General features: G+C 39.1%; 15 protein-coding genes. 6 read left to right on the plus strand and 9 right to left on the minus strand.

Annotation, left to right across the window (positions count from 1 at the left end; all coding sequences use genetic code 11):
• Nucleotides 1-360: 360 nt before the first annotated feature.
• From NCWK1_RS09385 to NCWK1_RS30395, 4 genes are all read right to left on the minus strand, one after another.
• Complete coding sequence (locus tag NCWK1_RS09385) at nt 361-1,245, minus strand: DUF2382 domain-containing protein (protein WP_096579792.1); 885 nt, start codon at nt 1,243-1,245, stop codon at nt 361-363.
• A 125-nt stretch (nt 1,246-1,370) separates the two neighbouring features.
• Nucleotides 1,371-2,270: a DUF2382 domain-containing protein gene (locus NCWK1_RS09390; protein ID WP_103124525.1), complete on the minus strand. Its 900-nt coding sequence runs from the start codon at nt 2,268-2,270 to the stop codon at nt 1,371-1,373.
• 334 nt (nt 2,271-2,604) lie between these two features.
• Complete coding sequence (locus tag NCWK1_RS09395; protein WP_103124526.1) at nt 2,605-3,447, minus strand: DUF2382 domain-containing protein; 843 nt, start codon at nt 3,445-3,447, stop codon at nt 2,605-2,607.
• A gap of 238 nt (nt 3,448-3,685) precedes the next feature.
• On the minus strand, nt 3,686-3,814 hold the full coding sequence (locus tag NCWK1_RS30395; protein ID WP_281259103.1) for a hypothetical protein: 129 nt from the start codon (nt 3,812-3,814) through the stop codon (nt 3,686-3,688).
• 273 nt (nt 3,815-4,087) lie between these two features.
• Between NCWK1_RS30395 and NCWK1_RS09400 the strand changes: the two genes are divergently transcribed.
• The 6 genes from NCWK1_RS09400 (at nt 4,088) to NCWK1_RS09425 (ending at nt 13,460) form a co-directional block, all read left to right on the plus strand.
• Nucleotides 4,088-5,395, plus strand: a complete 1,308-nt coding sequence (locus NCWK1_RS09400; protein WP_103124527.1) for a dihydrolipoamide acetyltransferase family protein — start codon at nt 4,088-4,090, stop codon at nt 5,393-5,395.
• A gap of 204 nt (nt 5,396-5,599) precedes the next feature.
• On the plus strand, nt 5,600-6,694 hold the full coding sequence (locus tag NCWK1_RS09405; protein ID WP_096579802.1) for a patatin-like phospholipase family protein: 1,095 nt from the start codon (nt 5,600-5,602) through the stop codon (nt 6,692-6,694).
• 304 nt (nt 6,695-6,998) lie between these two features.
• Nucleotides 6,999-8,147 (plus strand): hypothetical protein, encoded by a 1,149-nt coding sequence (locus NCWK1_RS09410; RefSeq protein ID WP_103124528.1) that lies wholly within the window; start codon nt 6,999-7,001, stop codon nt 8,145-8,147.
• 666 nt (nt 8,148-8,813) lie between these two features.
• Nucleotides 8,814-11,669, plus strand: a complete 2,856-nt coding sequence (locus tag NCWK1_RS09415) for an NACHT domain-containing protein (protein WP_103124529.1) — start codon at nt 8,814-8,816, stop codon at nt 11,667-11,669.
• 12 nt (nt 11,670-11,681) lie between these two features.
• Nucleotides 11,682-13,040, plus strand: a complete 1,359-nt coding sequence (locus NCWK1_RS09420) for a S8 family serine peptidase (RefSeq protein ID WP_187308097.1) — start codon at nt 11,682-11,684, stop codon at nt 13,038-13,040.
• A gap of 21 nt (nt 13,041-13,061) precedes the next feature.
• Nucleotides 13,062-13,460 carry a hypothetical protein gene (locus NCWK1_RS09425; protein ID WP_245894865.1) on the plus strand — a complete coding sequence of 133 codons (399 nt, stop codon included), beginning with the start codon at nt 13,062-13,064 and terminating at the stop codon, nt 13,458-13,460.
• Nucleotides 13,461-13,660: 200 nt separating this feature from the next.
• On the opposite strand, the gene glmS is transcribed toward NCWK1_RS09425, so the two are convergent.
• The 5 genes from glmS to NCWK1_RS09450 all read right to left on the minus strand — a co-directional run bounded on the left by glmS (nt 13,661) and on the right by NCWK1_RS09450 (nt 18,681).
• Complete coding sequence (glmS, locus tag NCWK1_RS09430; RefSeq protein WP_103124531.1) at nt 13,661-15,553, minus strand: glutamine--fructose-6-phosphate transaminase (isomerizing); 1,893 nt, start codon at nt 15,551-15,553, stop codon at nt 13,661-13,663.
• A gap of 296 nt (nt 15,554-15,849) precedes the next feature.
• Complete coding sequence (psaC, locus tag NCWK1_RS09435) at nt 15,850-16,095, minus strand: photosystem I iron-sulfur center protein PsaC (protein WP_012411495.1); 246 nt, start codon at nt 16,093-16,095, stop codon at nt 15,850-15,852.
• Nucleotides 16,096-16,494: 399 nt separating this feature from the next.
• Entirely contained in the window at nt 16,495-17,547 is a 1,053-nt protein-coding gene (gene dusB / locus NCWK1_RS09440; protein ID WP_103124532.1) for a tRNA dihydrouridine synthase DusB, read from the minus strand.
• A 36-nt stretch (nt 17,548-17,583) separates the two neighbouring features.
• Entirely contained in the window at nt 17,584-18,069 is a 486-nt protein-coding gene (locus tag NCWK1_RS09445; protein WP_103124533.1) for an ester cyclase, read from the minus strand.
• A gap of 45 nt (nt 18,070-18,114) precedes the next feature.
• Entirely contained in the window at nt 18,115-18,681 is a 567-nt protein-coding gene (locus tag NCWK1_RS09450; RefSeq protein WP_103124534.1) for an antibiotic biosynthesis monooxygenase, read from the minus strand.
• Nucleotides 18,682-18,741 lie beyond the last annotated feature (60 nt).

Raw genomic sequence — 18,741 nt, forward strand, 5'->3', positions numbered from 1 at the left:
AATTTTTTTCCTCTAACTTGAGAGAGATAAAAACTCTAGTTAGATGTATAAGTATTTTTATACAGCAGATTTAAAATTAGGACAGTACCCAAGCTCAGACTAAAATCTAGAAATCAAGTCTTTGTAATTCTAGATGATGAATTTTGCTGTATTTATAGTTCATCAATTACATCAGAACACGATAAACCATATCTTTGGTAAGATGTGGAGACAAACTAATAAAGATAAATTTTATTCATTTACTGTTTCACACTCAGTAAGCTCCTCAAGAAAATTCTTGGGGGCTTTATGAATGGTAATAAAAGACATAAAAAAGTAGGATGAAAATTTTCACCCTACTATTAATCATCTGCTAGAAACTTATGGCACAAATCTATCTTGTTGACCTTGAGAACAGCGGTCAAACCATTCTTGATATTTTTGTTTGAGTGATTCATCTTCACATAAAATAGAGACTCGCACTCGCTGACAGCCATGATTTTTTTCGAGAGCGATCGCATTTAATAGTAAGCTGGCGATTTTAGGTGAGCTAAATTCTCCACTCACTGTTAAATCACTGGCGAAGTTACTACCTGCTGTATTTCCAGATTCAGCTAAAGCAATCTCAGAAATTTCCTCTAAACCTAAATCAATTTCTGCAAGCTGCCTATGTTGCGGACTAACTTGTTCGACAATTAATTTTTCGCGTCGGACAGGAACTTGTACCATCCGGGTTTCAATTTCTTTACGAACAATTACTTCGCCAATTTTATGTATACTGCTATCAACTACTAACTGTTCTTCTAGTAAACGAACAATTGTTTCTTCTGAAAATTCCTCTAAATTAGCTGTTTCCATACTACTATTCTCTATTTCAGCCTGGTCTACTTGCTCGGTAGTATTATCAGATAATACCTGATATCCAATTATTTGATGTTTTAAATCTTCAGGCATATATTCAATTGCTGCTGCATCTATGTTTAAAAAAATAGATTTAGTAATAGTGTCTATTCTTTGAATTTTTTGGCTCCACACCAGAGCCAACTTTTCTTTGATTACTGGTTGTTCGCTTTCTGGGAGAAAATTTACCTGTTGGGATATAACTAAATTTAGTCGCCGCTGATTATCTAAGATTAAATCTTTGACTTTGCCAACCAGTTGACCTTGATTATCTATAACGTCAAAACTTGCGACCTTAATTTTTAAACTTGCTAATAAGTTATGAATACTAGGTTTTTGATTAATTTGTTCAATATTATTGATCATGGGTTGGCTATTTATCACCCTAATTTGATAGTTATAAGTACAGGTAAAGCTGATTAAATCACCTTACCTGTACTATGTCTAATTAATGATTAGTTAATTAATTATTGACTAATCATTATTGTGAATTAGCGTTCTTCAATGGGGAGTCCAGGAGCATTCACATCTAACTCTTCCCGGCGGATTGTTTCTTGAGCTTCAACGGTATCTTGTTCTACCACTTTTCTGACTCTAACTTCTTCGCGGACAAATGCTTCTTTGCGAATGTCAGCAGTTTCTTCATAAATTTCTACACGCGCAACTTCTCCTTCACGGAAGTCAGCTTCACCAGGAGAAATAGCTCTACCAGCATCATCTGGGGTAATGCGTTCGATGACAACATGTTCACTTTCTACTGGAACTGCTACTCTTGCCGTTTCGGTTTCTATGCGCTTACCAACAGCTACTTCGCCAGTTTTTTGACGTTTCTTATTTGCAACTAGGCGCTCTTCATATAGCCTCAAGGTTTGATGATCTCGATCATTTAACCCAAATAAAGAAGGCTCTTCGTCGTAATTATAGGTATCACGGCTAAAATTGGGTGTTGTGACTGGTGTTGCTGCTGTATAACCTGTATCTAATGTTGCAGATGTATCTACAGGTGTAGCTGTGTCTACAGCAGTGGTGCTATATTTTGGATTGCGATAAACGCCGCGTACCCGTTCTTCATAATCGTAATCAACTTGGCGTTCATCAAATTCTGGTAAGTCTTCTGCTTGGTCTCTGGTCATGCCAACAGCATAGACGCGATCGCGACCATAATCAATGCGGCTTCGACCAACTGGCAATAATACTTTTTTACCAAAAATCCAAAAACCTAAGTCAACAACTAAATAGCGAAAATGTCCTTCATCGTCTACTAAAACATCATTGACTGTACCAATTTTCTCATCAGTTCCTTCTGTATATACGCCTAACCCTTTAATATCGTTACCTTGAAAAGAGTCACGATAGTTAGGATCAAATTCATTTAATTTGTAAAGAGCCATTATATTTTACCTCTGAACTCTTATAAGACTTTCGACTATTAATGTAAAAATTTATTCCGTAAAATACATCTTTCTCTCGAATGAATTGCCTTAAGTCAAGATTATCAAAAGTGATAGATTTTTATGACTGGGCAAATTTCATTTAAAGAATGACATGATTAAAAATATCATGCCACAATATCGAATTTAGAATTAAAGTTTATGTGAGATCAATTTCACCAAAAATCAGCTACAAAATAGATAGATATTCATTCATTAGCCATTTGTTGCTGATTTTTAAAACTACAAATGACTAATGATATAACTACTTTGATTTAGATATGTTTTGGCTCAATTAAAGAGTCCCCTGGCTATTTCTAGCAGCATCATCTACATGCAATTCACCTGTAGTATTAATATCTAACTCTTCTCGTCGAATTGTTTCTTCTGCTTCGACTGTATCTCGCTCTACTAATTTTTTAACTCGTACTTCTTCCCGAACAAACGCTTCTTTGCGAATTTCTGGTGTTTCTTCGTATACTTCTATGCGTGCTACTTCACCCTCTTGAAAATGGAGTTCGTTAGGTTCGACAAATGTTTCTGTTTCGGCTGGGGAAACTCGCTCGATAACTACGCGCTCTTTTTGAATGGGGACTGTAACTCGTGCAGTTTCTGTTTCAATATGTTTACCAACTGTTACTTCCCCAGTTTTAACGCGATGCTTATTTGCTATTAGCCGTTCTTCGTAAAGTCTGAGAGTTTGATGATTTTGCTCATTCAAATCGTATAAATTCGGTTCTGTTTGATAATTGTATGTATTGCGATCGTAAGTTAAATTGCTGTTGACTGGACGAAATACACTGCGTACTCTTTCTTCGTAGTCTTCATCCACTGTATAGCTTTCGTGGTATTCAGGTAACATTTCTACTTGCTGTTTACTAAGTCCGTCAACATATACTCGTTTTTCTGGATAGTTAATACGTGAAAGACCAATCGGTAGTAAAATTCTTTTACCAAATGTGTCAAAGCCTGTGTCAATGACTAAATAGCGAAAACGACCATTTTGGTCAACTAAAGCATCACTAACTGAACCAACTTTAATTCCTCCTTCAGTATAGAGATCTAAATCTTTAACATCATCACCAGCAAATGTTTCGCGGTATTGGGGGTCAAATTCTTCGAGTTTATAAAGAGGCATAGTTGATAAAATTATGAGGGATGTATTTTTACCTCTAGACTAAACATTATTTTGTTTTAAATCTTCTGACTGATGGCTGAATTCAGGAATAGATTTATTTTTTCTAACTTATACTTTATGCTGAAACTATCAATAGATTATTCTGGATAAATTACCAGTTAGCTTAGTACTTAAGTTAGATAAAATAGCGCAAAAAATATTCCATAAGCAGGAAGATAGTTTAAGCAAACACTTGTAGCTAATCACCAGTGTTGAGCATAGTTTGAGCAGTTGCAAAACATTTCTGCTCAATGGCTGGGCTTAAAATGTCTGGTTTGAGTCGAGCGTTTTGGTACTCACGCTGGTAAACCTGACGCGGAAACTGCATACGACATCAGTTCTCTCTCCTGGGGAGTATCCGATTTTACTCAAGGCATTTGTGACCACTGGGGTGGTGAAAATCGATTACATTGGGGAGGCGTGCTGTGGTGAGAAAAAGTTGCACACGGCGTTCATTAATAATTTTCAGCGTCACCCAGATATTGTTTCCTGCTCAGTGACATAAAATAGAAAGTCGAAAACTCTCTAGCCAAGATACAATTCGATCTGGCAAAAGCTGTTAAAGTCCATAAATTATTTATCGATTCTGAAACCACCATATATGAGCATTCACGAAGTATTCATGCCGGCGCTTAGTTCCACCATGACCGAAGGTAAAATCGTTTCCTGGGTAAAATCGCCAGGGGATAAAGTGGAAAAAGGCGAGACAGTGGTGGTTGTCGAGTCAGATAAGGCAGACATGGATGTAGAAACCTTCTATGAAGGATATCTGGCACACATCATTGTACAAGCTGGTGAGAGTGCGGCTGTCGGTAGTGCGATCGCTTACGTTGCGGAAACCGAAGCAGAAATTGAAGCAGCAAAATCTCTGGTTAATTCTGGTAGCACTGCGGCGACAGCACCTGCTCCCGAAAAAGTCCCAGCAACAGCAGGTGTCGGCGCATCCACCGCCACCACTCACAACGGTAACGGCTCAAACCACAAAGAAGGTAGACTTGTCGCCTCGCCCCGCGCCCGCAAGTTAGCAAAAGAATTAAAAGTTGATTTAACCAGCCTCAAAGGTAGTGGCCCCTACGGTCGGATTGTAGCTGAAGATGTGGAAGCTATAGTTAATAAAGGTAAACCAGCGGCTCCTACCACCCCCGCACCGACTGTTGCGCCAGTAGTTCAACCACCCGCACCTGCGGTAGCAGCCGCAGCACCCGCACTGGTTCCCGCTGCTACCAGTGCAGTTCCTGGTCAAATCGTACCTTTGACTACTCTGCAAAATGCTGTAGTTCGGGGGATGGTTGCTAGTTTAGCTGTACCTGTTTTCCGGGTAGGTTACACAATTACTACCGATGGTTTAGATAAGCTTTACAAACAAATTAAATCTAAAGGCGTGACAATGACCGCACTGCTGGCGAAAGCTGTTGCAGTCACATTGCAAAAACATCCATTACTTAACGCCAGCTACTCAGATCAAGGAATTGTCTATCATTCTGATATAAACATATCTGTAGCTGTGGCAATGGATGACGGCGGATTAATTACACCAGTATTGCGAAATGCAGATATGGTAGATATTTATTCCCTCTCACGCAATTGGAAATCTTTAGTAGACCGCGCTCGCGCCAAGCAACTACAACCTGACGAATACAACAGCGGTACTTTTACCCTGTCTAACTTAGGGATGTTTGGTGTTGATACTTTTGATGCAATTTTACCACCTGGTCAAGGTTCAATTCTGGCGATCGGTGCGGCTCGTCCCCAACTAGTAGCTACTTCTGATGGTTTATTTGGGGTACACCAACAAATGCAGGTAAATATCACCTGTGACCACCGAATTATTTATGGCGCTCACGCCGCAGCCTTCCTGCAAGACTTGAGCAAGTTGATTGAAACTAATGCTCAATCTTTAACTCTCTAACTTAAATTACTCGAATAATAAAAGTCAAATTTGAGACCTGGATTTTTCTTGCAAGAATCCAGGTCTCTGTTTTTATGTTGATTTTCAAGTAAAAATACTGAACTTTGCACAATAATAACAACTATATTATTGAATCTATCTAAAGTACATTTGGCTCGTTTATTCCTCAAACAACAGCCAACAAGATCAAGATTAGGAGATTACATGGCTTATCGCTACAAAATATTGTCTATTGACGGCGGCGGTATTCGCGGTGTTATACCAGCAATTATTCTAGCCGAAATCGAAAAGCGCACAGGTAAACCGATTTGTCAGCTATTTAATTTAATTGCTGGAACCTCAACAGGCGGAATTTTATCTGCTGCTTTAACTAAGCCACATCCTAGTAATCAAAATATTCCCCATTTTAAAGCAGAAGATTTAATTGATATCTATCGTAAAGAGGGAAAGCGGATTTTTGCAGAATCTACACTAGCAAAAAGCATCAAAATTGATGATATTTTAAAAGCAAAATATTCTTCAAAAGGCAGAGACGAAGTTTTAACAGAATATTTGCAAGATACTTTTCTTAAAAAAGCATTAACCGACCTATTTATCACTAGCTATGACATTGAATTGCGGATGCCTATTTTCTTTGTCAATAATGTGAAAGACCAAAAATTAGGCGAAAACTTCCGCAAAATTTGTGACGGTTACACCATGAAGCAAGCCGGAATGGCTACATCTGCTGCACCAACTTATTTCAAACCTTACAAAATTGATACAGCTGACCCGACAAATGGTGGTTACTATGCCTTGGTAGATGGTGGTGTATTTGCTAATAATCCTACTTCCTTGGCAATTATGGAAGCTTTAATTTCTTCCGCTAGACCTGATCCGCAACAGCCTGACAAAACACCGCTGACTATCAATGATATTCTGGTCGTCTCATTAGGTACAGGTTCTCTTAATCGTCGATATAATTACGATCAAGCTGTGGAATGGGGACTAATTCAATGGGTACAGCCAATGCTAAATATTACCTTGGATGGTAGTAGTGAATCGGTAGCTTGTCAGTTAGAGCAATTGTTACCACAAGCTGATGGTTATCCTAAACAATACTATCGTTTTCAAAGACAATTAACCAAAGCTAATGACAATATGGATGATGCAAGCCCAGAAAATATTGCACGATTGATTACATTAGCAAAACAGATTATTGAGCAACGAGATTCTGAATTAGATGAACTTTGCCAGCAGCTAAAACAAGGACTGTATGAGCAAGAACAGCCAGAAAAATCAGTTCTTGTTGGGATATAAGTTTTCAGAATTTACAAGTATATCTTAATATCACATAGTTAGGTAGAGACGCAATTGATTGCGTCTCTATTCTTTTATGGTATTTTGTTATCAGTCATAAGTAATAACTCATTTGAGTTGAAGGATTGAGGTTGAACAATGTACTTCAGACAAACGAAAACTGGTATAGAATGTTAGGCGATCGCTACTACTCTATTTCAAAAATCAAATATGCTTCCTAGAGCAGTCATAAATTATTATTGAATCACAAAATACCCAACTTCTGAAAAAAGTTAGGCATTTGAGTATATTGATTTTCATAAATATGAAAAAAGTTATTCATCAACCAATATCATTTAAAAAGATTAATTTTCAAATTAATGGCTATTTTTTTGTAATTTTAATGTGGCTGGTGAGCAGACTTGTAATTATCGTGGCGATGCAAGTTGTTGCTCCTTTAATGTACAAATCAGCAGTACATCCATATTGGCAACCTCCATATCCACTAGATTATATTCCTGGTTTTTTTCCTCAACCGAGTTGGGAACTGTTTTCTCATTGGGATGGTAAATGGTATCGCAGTATTGCTGTTGAAGGTTATAACTACGCTAATGATGGAAATCAGCATTCTGTTGCTTTTTATCCTTTATTTCCCTTAATTAGCCGTGGGTTAATGATGTTTGGCTTACCTTTTGAAGTTGCAGGGACAGTAGTTAACAACCTCTTTTTTTTGGCGGCGCTAATACTGGTATATTCTTGGGCAAAAGAACGTCATGGTATTAATGTTGCCAGATGGACAACAGCTGTAATGGCTTGGTGTCCGTTTTCTTTATACGGTACAGTTATTTATACTGAAGGTTTATTTCTGTTTTTGACTACGGCAGGTTTGCGAGCATTTGATCGTCGTCAATATGTCTGGGCTGCTGTTTGCGGTGCGTTGGCTAGTGCAACTCGCGCCACAGGAATTACATTATTACCTACTTTTATTTTTGTCGCTTGGCAAGAAAAAAGACCATTAACTGCATATATTGCAGGACTCTGTGTCCCATTGGGGCTGATTTCATTTAGCTTATATTGCGCCATTACTTTCAAAGATCCTCTAGCATTTGTTCATGTACAAAAGGCATGGGCGCAACCAAGTTGGTGGTATATATTTAACGATGCTATTTCTGTAGGCAAAGATAGTTTAATCAAAGTTGTGATGGTATTTGGCGGCGGCTACATGTTGTGGTGCTTGCGAACTCATCTGAGTAAAACTGCTGTAGTCTATGGTTTTTGCTCATTGTTACTCATAATATTTTCTGGAGCGCTGATGTCTGTTAGCCGTTATGCTTATGGAATTGTGTCGCTCTCACTAGCATTAGGCTGGTTATTTTCTGCTCAAAATCGCTGGGGATACTTAATATTAACTTGGTTTGCTATATTACTCTTTTCATATTCCTTTAACTTTACTATTTGGAATTGGGTGGCGTGATATCAATTATGGGTAGTGCGATAGAGTGTTTTGTAGAGTAATAATTCAGTTGAACCATTCCTTACTCTCAAATTATTGTTGCCATATTTATAAGCAATACCACGCAAGAATTTTTTAGAATAGTCTGCCACAACTTTTTCATTTTCTATAATTTGGGTTCGTAAAGCGTCAAGATTAGAAAGAACAGAATCGCTACGTACCTACTCTAAAAAAACGCTTAACAACAAACGAGTAGCCAGCTATGTAATGAAAAATACTTAGCCTGATATAACATAACAGCAATCTTTTTCTCATAACATAAAGGCGGAAGCTATTACAGTTTGCGCGTAACACGGAAATGCGAAGGCGGAAGCTGTTACAGTTTGCGCGTAACACGGAAATGCGAAGGCGGAAGTTGCTACAGTTTGCGCGTAACACGGAAATGCGAAGGCGGAAGTTGCTACAGTTTGCGCGTAACACGGAAATGCGAAAGCGGAAGTTGATGCAATGAAAACGGAAGCTGTTACTGTGTTGAGAATTGGGATTTAGGCGATCGCTTTGAGAGTTTTTGGTAAGGGCGATCGCCAGGTTAAACTACTTACATAGCTTTTTTACCGCTTAAATCTGTTATTTTATGTCAAAATAACTTTTAGGCAATTCAATAGGGTAATAATAAATACTTAAAATATGTCGTCCTCAATTGATGACCAGGTATTAGAGTTTTACGCTCAACTTTTTGACAGCCTATTCTCAGAGCCTTTCCGTAATAAAATCCCTGAGAAAAGAAAGAGAAACGAAGTTATTCGCCAAGTTGAAACAGCAGCAGATGCAGCCTCTTCCTCTCTAACTCGCTTCTTTTTAAACCAACAATTGAGCGAAGCAGAGGCAGCGTGTATTTTAGTGGGTTTTGCCAAAGTTGATAAATTACTGAAACTAGAAGATATTGCCAACCCCAACATTCCGACGGAAACAATAGTTGAAAACTTACTCAAACATTTGCCTTGTCCCCCAACAGTTGAAGTAAAGCATGGGGCTGTTTATCGTTTAGCACTTTATACCGTAATTCAAGTATTACTAATGGTCGGGCCAGTCATGGCAGAGTGGCAAAACTTAAACTTTTCCAGCACCTTTGAGTTACCCCGTAAAGTCGTTAATCGCTTGAATGAAATTAGCGACCAAATAAACGCTCAAGGTCAGTCAGGACAAGCTGGAGCGGATGAACGCTATGAATTAATGCACCGCGACTATCTTTTGCAACGCTTTCATAAAGTTGAAGCTGGAACAGTGCGGATGACTACAAATTTAGATGTAGATTTGCGTACATTGTTTGTTATGCCTCGTGTTGCAGTGCGTGAATTGACTCAAGAAATAGATGGTGCTGAGATTAATACTTCAATCTCCTTAATGAGTTTAGCCGCAGCACGTCAGCTTTATGAAGAGAGAGATGAGGACAATAATACACCTCTAGAAGAAATCAGTAGTAATGAAGAAAATCAACAAGCTTGTACAGCACTTAAGCAAATAAAAATTTCACCCCGTAATGTAATTGTTGGTTTACCTGGTGCGGGTAAATCAACTTTCTTGGAATGGTTGCAAGTTAAGCTGGCTTCTGTTGAAGAAGAATTAATATTACAAGACCAACAAGCAATTCCTTTACTTTTAAGAGTACGACAACTTGATTTACTTAATTTACCTAAAAGCGCAGCTTTAATTGAAAAAGCAACTGCTAGTAAAGACCGGGCGGCTCTTATGCCTGATGGTTGGATTGAGCGACAAATGCAAGCAGGTCGTGTATTGTTAATGTTAGATGGTCTAGATGAAACAGAACCAGAATTGCGCGATAAATACTTAATGCCCTGGTTATTTGACCTCCTCGAAAAATATCCAAAATGCCATTATTTAATTTCCTCTCGTCCCGTAGGCTATACATTTGGGTTACTTCAACAACAAGAATTTATTGAATGCGATTTATTAGACTTTAATGAAACTCAAATTAGTGAATATACTTGTCACTGGTGTACTGCTGTGCGTTTAGCCAGGAACGAGCCTGAAGCGGAAGCTAAACGAGAAGGTGAACGTGACGGACAGACAATTGTTGCAGGCTTTCAAAGTCATCCTTACATCAGAGATTTAGCTCGTAACCCTTTAATGCTTTCTGCCATTTGCTTAGTTAATTACTTTGAAGGAGGTAATTTACCAGAAGACCGGGCATTACTTTATAGGTTATGTGTTGAAGGATTACTACATAACTGGGATCAGAGAAGAGGCATTCATTCTGAATTTAGTCTTGATGAAAAACTCCGTACTTGTCGTGAAGTTGCGTTGGCAATGCAAATACAAGATGAAGCTGAATGTGATGCTAACAAAGTACAAGAAATTTTTATCAAAGTTTTGCAAGCTCCAGAACGAGCAGCTAAGTTGTTAGAACATATCCGCTATCGTACAGGATTATTATTAGAACGTCGTCCCAGTGTATTTGGCTTTGCTCATTTAACTTTCCAAGAATATTTAGCAGCCAGAGCAGTTCATGAAGGAAATCAAATAGGAGTGAATGTTGAACAGTTGGTAAAAGAACATGATGATGGTCGTTGGAAAGAAGTTATAGCTCTTTACTGTGGTTTAGCTGTTAAACCATCTGTGCGTGATTTAATTGAACAATTAATTTGCCAACCAGATACAGAATCTTTAGCTGAAATTTTAATAGAAGCTTATTTTGCAGGCGGTTTAGAGCTAGTACAAGATGCAAATTTGCGTCAACAAGTTATAGAAAGAGTAGCAATTGCACCAAGTTCATTTGACCACCAACTATTAAATCGTTTTACACAGGAAGAAGTTGTTCCCATTACAAATAATTTACTTGGTTCTATTACCAGTAATTTAACACTCAGTCATTCTCACCAATATCTATTAAATAATCAGCACTTAATCAATATAAAATATCTCATTGATAAATTGCAAACATGGCAGAATATGACTCCTATTCAAGTGTCAGAAATTGTTCACTTACTGCATAGATTTGCTCCTGATGAGACATTAAATGAAATAATCAACATTTCCGATTTATATTCTTTTGAAGGCCCTAATTTTAATAATTCAACTTTTTACTCTACTCAAGCTGAAATTGCTCTTATAGGTTTATCACAAAGAAATTTTGAAGAAGTTCAAGTCACAGAAGTTTTTCAAACAGTTTTGTTTTTTTTAATACAAATACTAACTAAATCAGAAAAATTATCATGGGGAACCGTATCCTCAGTTGACAATCTTTTTACGAAATTAATTGTTTCTAAATCTTTCACTAGGGTGCTAACAAGTCGTGATCTATTCTTGTTGGTAAAAAAAATGTTAATACATCTCAAAACCGTAAAAATGGATAAAGAACCTATAAGTGTAAATGTCCGTCAAGAATCTATAAGTATTAGGCAAAGAGCCATAAAAGCTTTAGAAAATTGGGCAGATGCAGTCGAAGGTATTCAACTCAAGGAAAAAACACCTTCTAACTCAGCACCAACTAAACCTAGAATTAACCGACGTAAATCCAAATAAAGGTAAATTACTGTGAATACAAAAACAAAAATATCTCCGGCTTTTGAACCATTTCTTGCTGACAGTGACGAAGATGATAAACGAGAAGCAATTATTATTTATCAAGCTCCCCCACTGGAAGGTTCACCTTTACGTGGTCGCTTACGAGAACTAAAACGTCGATTAGATCAAGTTAAACAACAGGCTGCATTACAAAAAGCAGTTGAACAAAAAATTATTTCTACTTATCAAGAAGCTAGTCGTGATTTAGGTTATGCAGAAAAACCATTAAGGACTTCTAGTATTGGTACTGGGACATTACCTCTAGCCAATGTCGAAGTTACTCGCAAAACCCTAAAAGCCTTGGCTGAACAACCAGATGTTGTTGCTGTTCTTCCTAACCAAAAAATTCACCTGATTAAACCCCGAAAAATAGAATATTCCGAACTCACTCAGCAAGAAACACAAGATAAATTAACTTGGGGTTTAAAACAATTAGAAATTCCCGCGTTATGGCAAACAACTAAAGGTAACGATATTAATGTCGCAGTTCTAGACACAGGTGTTTACGCTGCTCATTCAGCACTAAAAAACCGAGTTACAGATTTTATTGTAATTGACCCCATAGGAAGACGGATAAAATCAGACCCACCCTATGATTGTGGAGAACATGGAACTCATGTTTGTGGAACTATTGCAGGTGGTCAAACTCCAGAAGGTATTTCTATTGGTGTAGCTCCTGAAGCTAATTTATTAGTTGCAGGTGTCCTCATTGGTGATGCGACTTTGCAAACCTTAATGGAGGGAATTGCTTGGGCTATTGAAAACGGTGCAGATATTATTAATATGTCCCTTGGGTTTAATTATTACGAGCCAATATTTGCGGAAATATTAGAAATTTTAGTCAATCAATATGGCATTTTACCTGTAGTAGCAATTGGCAATGAAAATCACGGTAATAGTAGCTCTCCAGGTAATGTTTACAATGCTTTCTCTGTAGGTGCAGTAGAAAAAATGGAATCTGCTGATGTTGATATTACTTTCTTTAGTAGTGGTGCAAGCTTAGTTTTTCCGGGTCAACCAAACAACTTAGTAACTAAACCTGATGTGGTTGCTCCTGGTGTGCAGATTTATTCATCTATTCCTCCCAGTAAAGGGCCTCATGGTACTTATGAGTATAGTTTCATGAATGGTACTTCAATGGCAACTCCTCATGTTGCAGGTGTAGCCGCTTTATTAATGGCAGCAAATCCAACTGCACCTGCAACTGATATAATAAAAGTACTGAAAGAAACCGCCCGCCATCCTAACGGTAATGACCTTAGACCTTGTAATCGTTGGGGACATGGATTAATTCAGCCTGTTGAAGCCTTGAAAGCTATTACTTCTTAAACATCATCGGGGATAAGCACGATGCAAATGCACGATGCACCCAATTTCAACAAGATTAGTCCTGAGTTTGCGGCTCGGTTAACTAATCTTGAGCCTCAACATAAAGTCCGTTTAATTGTATTGCTTCATACTCAAAACATTGCAGATTTAGCAAACAAGCGACAAACAAAATCTGAACGCCAAGCAGCAATTAAAGCAATAGAAGATTCAGCAAGTCAAGCTTTAGAAAATATAATTGATATTATTGAGCAGTTTGACGGAAAACAATTGCGCGAAAAACCTGACTTACTAGGTTCTATTCCTGTTGAAATTAACGTTGCAGGTGTTAACGCTTTAACTGCTTCGGATGCTGTTAAAGCCGTGATGGAAGATCAATCTATTTACCCAGGACATACAAAAAACTCCTTTCAATCAAAGTGATAAGTAAATCAAAAAATCCTAATTTACTAGGAGTATTGCTAAACAACCTCTTTGTTAATAATGTTCAAGGTCAATGTCAAGCGATCGCCAGTTAAAAAAGAAGCTGAAGCATAAACAACGAAGTGTTGTATAATAGCTTCAGCTTAAAAATTAATTACGCTATTTTAATCCGAAATATCTCGATATTTATGGATTCAATACTACTCAACCGTGACGCTTTTTGCCAAATTTCGAGGCTGGTCAACATCCAAACCGCGACGGGCGGCGATGTGATAAGCCAATAGTTGCAGAGGTACAACTGTAAGTATTGGCGATAGTAATTCATCCACTGATGAAACAGGGAGTAAATCATTAAAGATTTCCGCCGCTTCGCCGTCTTTAACTGGTGTTACACCAATTAACCGAGAATCTCTGGCTTTGGCTTCTTGGGCGTTAGAAATCACCTTTTCATATACACTACCAGGAACTGCGATCGCCACCACCGGAACTTTCGCATCTAATAATGCAATGGGGCCGTGTTTCATTTCCCCAGCCGGATAACCTTCGGCGTGAATATAGCTAATTTCTTTTAATTTCAAAGCCCCTTCTAAAGCAATGGGGAAGTTAATTCCTCTTCCTAAAAAGATGAAATCTTGAGTATCTGCAAAGTCGTGGGCTAGATGTTCGGTTAAACGTTCCTGACTTGCCAAAGTTTCTTCAATTTCTTGAGGAACTTGTCGCAGTCCATTAATAATTTGCTCTATAGTTTCTTTGGGAATTGTTTGACGACGGGCAGCTAAATCTAAGGCTAAAGCATAAAACGCCATCAATTGGGCGATGAATGTTTTCGTTGCTGCAACACCAATTTCTATGCCTGCTAAGGTACTAATAATATTAGTAACCATGTGACCAAGGCTGCTTTCTGGGCGGTTGGTAATGCCTAAAAGTCGCGCTTGATATTTCGCCTCTTGACCTTGGCGGCGTTCTTTTTCCATCGCTAAGGCTGCCAATGTATCAGCCGTTTCACCAGATTGAGTAACACCAATAATTAATGTATTTGGTGTTAGTGGTGATGGTGCATAGCGATATTCCGAAGCGTAGTGTACTTGGGCGGGAATTTCTGCTAATTGTTCTAGCAAGTATTTGCCAACTAAGGCGGCGTGCCAACTTGTACCACAGGCGACAATATGAATTTGTTCTAAATCTGCGTAGATTGATTCAGATAAGCCGAGATTAACTGGTGATGGGTTATTATCGCCCGAATTATGAAAGTAAGCTTCTAAATTAGCTCTCACTACTCCTGGTTGCTCATAAATTTCTTTGAGCATGAAGTGTTTGAATCCCTGCTTTTCTACCATTGTGGGACTCAAGTTGAGCAAGCGGGGTTGTTTTTTCAACCTGTCGCCAGCAAAGTTATATATTTCCACGCCCAATGGTGTCAGGCGGGCAATTTCCCCGTTATCTAACGGTAATACGGCGCGGGTGTAAGCAACGATCGCCGGCGTATCAGAAGCACAGAAAAATTCCCCTTGACCAAATCCAATCACTAAAGGCGCTTGTTGGCGCACAGCAATTAATTCGTCAGGATAGTCAGCCGAAATTATTGCCAGTGCAAATGCCCCATTCAGGTGGTTTACTGCTTGGCGAACGGCTTCTAAAAAGGGCGATGGGGACGAAGGAAGGGAAGGAAATGGGGGATTCTTTAAATATTCGGCTATTAAATGGGGAATTACTTCAGTATCAGTTTCCGAGCGAAACTCATATCCTTTTTGTTTTAATTCTTCTCTTAATTCACGGTAGTTTTCGACAATGCCATTTTGAATCACAGCTACTCGCCCCGTCATATCTAGATGGGGATGGGCGTTATGTTCTTCTGGTTTACCATGAGTTGCCCAGCGAGTGTGACCAATACCAATGGATGACGGGTTTTCTAGTTGTTCTAATTTAGAACGCAGGTTATGTAGTTTACCTTTTGCTTTGATGCAATTAACTTCACCTTCCCAAATTGTGGCTATTCCTGCGGAATCGTAGCCTCTATACTCTAGTTTTTCTAGACCAGACAGTAAAATCTCTGTTGCTGCTTGAGTGCCTATATACCCAACGATTCCACACATTGCTCACACCATTCTGGTTTTAGGATTATTAGATCCAGTATAGTGTTTAGCACAAAGCTGGGGTTTTGTCACAAGTTTTGCGCGTGGGAAATAGGGAATTTCTGGGCTATTTCCTCAAAAAAAAAGGAGCAAGATGCTCCTTCTGCCACTAAGGTATTTTTATGGTTTTTGAAGTTGTACGCTTAAAAGTCACCTAGTAAGGTGGGCAGTACCCACCCTACGATGCTAAAAAAGCTTGCTATGGAGACAGTTAATTTTGAGTCTGATGAGAAATTTGCGATAAATTTCTCAATTCCTCAATAAGCTAGACCCATACTACGAGTTGTTTCAGCGCCCAAGTAAACCCGGATGCTCAAAAAGTCGGTGGGGCAGGCAGTTTCACAACGCTTGCAGCCTACACAGTCCTCTGTGCGGGGTGAGGAGGCAATTTGAGCAGCTTTACAGCCGTCCCAAGGCACCATCTCTAGCACATCAGTAGGGCAGGCGCGAACGCATTGAGTGCAGCCAATACAGGTATCGTAGATTTTTACGGTATGAGACATTGAAAAAAGGCTCCTTTCGAGTTCTCTTCTCTGCGAAAGAATCATAATCAAGGCATAGTTTACCGCAGTGGCTCATCCACAGTAAGTAAAAGGCTACATAACTTTAAACAATGTAATAGGCACTTTTTAAAGTGAAAATTTGCGAAATTTCTCTGTTTCCTTATAAATCAGCTACAAGACGGCAGCGTGTTTACCTCATTTGTCCGCTACGCTCTATGATTGGTGTAAAGATATATGAAGCGAAATTTGTCACAATACAGAGTAATTTGAATTATCTATGATTGTGATTCACTGATGACTATGAATTGACAAACAACTCAATTTTGTAACGAAATTTTAAAGATTGAAAAAAATTTCCGAATTAATGTTTGCAATTAAAAATTATCCATAGTTTCTCCTTTATGCCATTTGAAAATTAGTGGCTTCTTCTACCAGTTCATAGCCGGATGCTAATTTGTCAGTGGCGCGGTCAATTAAATCTAAACCTTGCTGGACTGTTTCAATGAGACTTAACTGTCCGCGCAACTCGGCTGCACCGACGAATCCTTTAGCGTACCAAGTCATGTGTTTGCGGGCTTGACGGACACCGCGATCGCCTTTATATTCCCATAAAGCTTGTAAATGATCTCTGGCGCATTCTAAGCGCTGAATGGGCGTTGGTGGCGCTAAAAGTTCCCCTGTTTTCAAAAAGTGGTCAACTTCGCCTACCAAAAAGGGATAACCCAAAGTGCCGCGCGAACACATCACACCGTCTGCGCCAGTTTCCTCTAAGCATCTCACGGCTGCTTCCACAGAAAATATATCGCCATTGCCAATTACAGGTATCAACAGCACCTCTTTCACACGGGCTATCCATTCCCAACGGGCGTTACCATTGTAACCTTGAGCGCGGGTGCGTCCATGCACAGTAATCATTTTTGCCCCGGCATCTTCCATCCGCTTGGCAAAGTCGAGAATAGTGATTTCCTTGTCATTCCAGCCAATCCGGGTTTTGACAGTGACTGGTACATTAACAGCTTTGACAACTTCGCGTACAATTGCTTCAGCAACTTCCGGCTGACGCAACAGCGAAGAACCACCACCATTTTTGGTAATTTTATTTACCGGACATCCCATATTAATATCAACAGTATCAGCCCCTTCAGCCACAGCTTTAATAGCAGCTTCGGCTAAAAAATCAGGGCGACAGTCAAATAACTGAATGCTAATTGGGCGTTCGTTGGGGTCAACTTCCATGATTTTAGGTAACTGCTTCACATAGTGCAGTCCCGTGGCGTTGACCATTTCTGTATACATCATCGAATCTGGTGCATAGCGACGCACCAGACGACGAAACACCAAATCTGTCACCCCAGATAAAGGCGATTGCAGAACCCGGCTTTTAACTTCAAAAGAGCCGATTTTTAAAGGTTGGGAGAGTCTAGCTTGCAGGCTAGGAGACAGAGTAAGCATATCAACAATTCACAATGCACACTTAATGATATCTTTTTATCCCAGGCGCTTGTTGATGCTAGTAGCGATCGCCCAAGATAATTTTCGGAAGATTAAGCCTGCACTTGGTAGATAAATTATGCCCACTTGCTGCATTAAACTGAGCAAGTCACTTTGACCCCAGTGTTCTACGAGTTGATCATCCACGATGCGATCAATATGAAAGAAGGGGATGATTATTTGTTTGTTTATGGGAGGAATACCTTGTAATTCACCACGATGAGTACCACTAAAAATTCCACGCGTGACTACTCTATCGCCTTCAGCAATCACATCTTCAAACTGATGAATTCCATCAGGGAAAGCAGAACGAAAAACTCCTAGTACAGACTGTATGAATGCTTTCCGATTGAGTGATTCGGTAGCACCTGGGATATGAGCCACAAAATTTGGTGCAAGAAATTCCTGTACTGCTGCTAAATCACCTTCGTCAAAGAACTTATACATTTGCAGTACAATAGATTTGTTTTGTTCAGATGGCATGACCTTTTTATTAATTATGACATTATAAATTGCGAAGGCCTTGATTTAGGTAGTTGGATATAGCCACTTGTAGAACAATCGTGTTAACTGAGGCATTAACAGATAAGTTAATATCCAAACCACAACACCGATAGTAATTACTTGTGCCAGCAACATGGGAAAAGGTGTCAATAAAGGACTGAGTAAACGACTGACAATTGAGATTGTTACAAACACTCCTAACCAAGTCAATAACACCATTTTGTAACGCTTTGGTGGAGATTTTTGAGAGCGTCTAGGCAATTCAAACCAAGTTTCTAAACCAGTGAGAATTTGTACATCCTCCGGTGCTTGAATCAAGGGTTTAGCCCGTTCAATCAACTCCTGGCGCACATCCGACTCTAACCATGCTTGTAGATTCTGGTGGTGATCAAAATGGAGGACAATGATGTATTCTGAATGCACACCTTTTTGGGGTCTGAGAACATTCACTCCCAAGTGTCCTGGAAAAGTCCTGGCTACGGGAATAATACCGCGCATCCATTCCTCATATTCTTCCTCTCGACCTACTTTGATTAAATGAGTAATCACGGCCGTAACATGGTATTCAACATTAAATTGAGCGCTATTCATGCACAAATATAGATAATTGGTATAACCTTTCTCAACACCTTTGCCAATTTATAAGATTGC

This window comes from Nostoc cycadae WK-1 (assembly GCF_002897135.1).
Classification (GTDB): Bacteria; Cyanobacteriota; Cyanobacteriia; order Cyanobacteriales; family Nostocaceae; genus Nostoc_B.